Raw genomic sequence first — 1,701 nt, forward strand, 5'->3', positions numbered from 1 at the left:
GACGCTGCCGTGCCACCTTATCTGTCACAACAGAACTTCACCAAGATCGCGGCGCGGGCCCACCGCGTTCTGGCGCTGAACCAGTCATTGACCGATCATCTTGCCACACGCGACGAGGCGACGCTGGACGCCTATGTTCTACTCGATGCACAAGATTGGATGAGCGATGCCCAGTTGTCCGCCCTTTGGGCGCAGATCACCCGTACGGCGCGCCCCGGCGCAAGAGTTCTCTTCCGTACCGGCGGAACCGCGGATATTCTACCGGGCCGTGTCCCTGCCGCGTTGCTGACGCGCTGGCAGTATGACGCAAAAGTTTCGGCACAGGCATTCGCGCAGGACAGATCGGCAATTTACGGGGGCGTGCATCTGTATCGCTTTGCTGAGTGATACGGATGAACACCGCAACTCATGCTGCCCTGATGGACCGCACCTACCGTCACCAGCGGCGAATATATGATGCGACGCGGGCTTTTTACCTTTTGGGACGGGATCATCTGATCAAACATCTCGCTCCTCCCAGTGGTGGGACTGTTCTTGAAATCGCCTGTGGCACGGGCCGGAATCTGCAGCACATCGCACGGCGTTATCCACAAACTACACTGTACGGGTTCGATATATCAGAGGAAATGCTGAGCAGCGCGCGTGCCAAACTTGGCGACCGTGCCGCTCTGGCCTACGGCGATGCCTGCGAATTCGACTCAAAGGCTTTGTTCGGGGTCCCTCATTTCGACCGCATCATCTTTTCTTACAGCCTTTCGATGATTCCTGACTGGACGCGCGCTCTGGATCAGGCATTGGACCATCTGGCCACAGATGGCAGCTTGCATGTGGTGGATTTTGGGCGGCAACACCACTTGCCGACATTGGCACGACGGGGGCTGAATGCGTGGCTCGGGCGGTTCCATGTGACGCCCCGCCATGTCTTGCCCGGGTTGCTTCATGATATGGCCACGACCCGCGGGCTCGCGCTGCACTACAATGATCTGCATGGAACCTATGCGCAGCACGCCATCATGGGTGCAAACCCAGCGTGCTAAATGGCGGATGAACTGATTTGTAGCACCAGACTCAGCCGTCGGATCGGATCACACCGACGGCAACGGCGTTCAAGGGCGAGGCCGACGCGGCTTGCAACTGCACGGCAGAGGCGCGGCACTGTCGGACCGGATGAACAGGCTTTTCGGCACCGCGCACGTGACAGACCGCCCGCCACGTCAAAGACCCCCATTCGCGGCCACCAGATTGCAAAATGGCGGTGTCATATGTAAAGGTGGCGTCCGCCCGACCGCTGCCGCGCCTGCTTGCCGCTGCAATCCGCACAATACCCGCCAAGGTTCCCCGTTTTGCGCCTTAAGCCTACGGGTCAGGACCACGTGTTATGGCTTTCATCATCTTAGCGGTGTTGTCATATCACCGTAATGCACCGGACCCAGCGGCTTCTCGCACGAAAGGACAGTCAACATGAGCATCTCAGTGAACGGTGTGACGCGCCGGTTTGCAGGTAAATTGGCTGTCGATGCGGTGACACTCGATATCCCCCAAAGCACGTTTTTTGTCGTGGTCGGGCCGTCCGGTTGTGGAAAATCCACGTTGTTGCGACTGATTGCCGGTCTGGAAAAACCCGATGCAGGGACGATCGCGCTGGATGGAAAGGCAGTCGCCGGACCGGGGCTGCACGTTGCGCCGGAAGACCGCAGCGTC

The 1,701-nt window shown here is 59.2% G+C and carries 3 protein-coding genes; all 3 read left to right on the forward strand.

The genetic code is table 11. From position 1 onward, the window contains the following. A partial coding sequence (locus ACEW8G_RS13955) for a DUF3419 family protein (protein WP_373489013.1) occupies positions 1-387 on the forward strand: 387 nt, incomplete at its 5' end. A gap of 32 nt (positions 388-419) precedes the next feature. Beyond that, positions 420-1,037, forward strand: coding sequence for a class I SAM-dependent methyltransferase (locus ACEW8G_RS13960; RefSeq protein ID WP_373489014.1), 618 nt, complete (start codon positions 420-422; stop codon positions 1,035-1,037). Between the two features lie 424 nt (positions 1,038-1,461). Beyond that, positions 1,462-1,701, forward strand: a 240-nt coding sequence (locus ACEW8G_RS13965) for an ATP-binding cassette domain-containing protein (RefSeq protein ID WP_373489015.1), incomplete at its 3' end; no start/stop codon positions are given.

This window comes from Blastomonas sp., from assembly GCF_041747255.1.
GTDB lineage: Bacteria > Pseudomonadota > Alphaproteobacteria > Sphingomonadales > Sphingomonadaceae > Blastomonas.

What these genes read in the sequence shown, in the direction of transcription:
- ACEW8G_RS13960 (WP_373489014.1), top strand. Translation starts at nt 420, where the DNA reads ATGGACCGCACCTACCGTCACCAGCGGCGAATATATGATGCGACGCGG.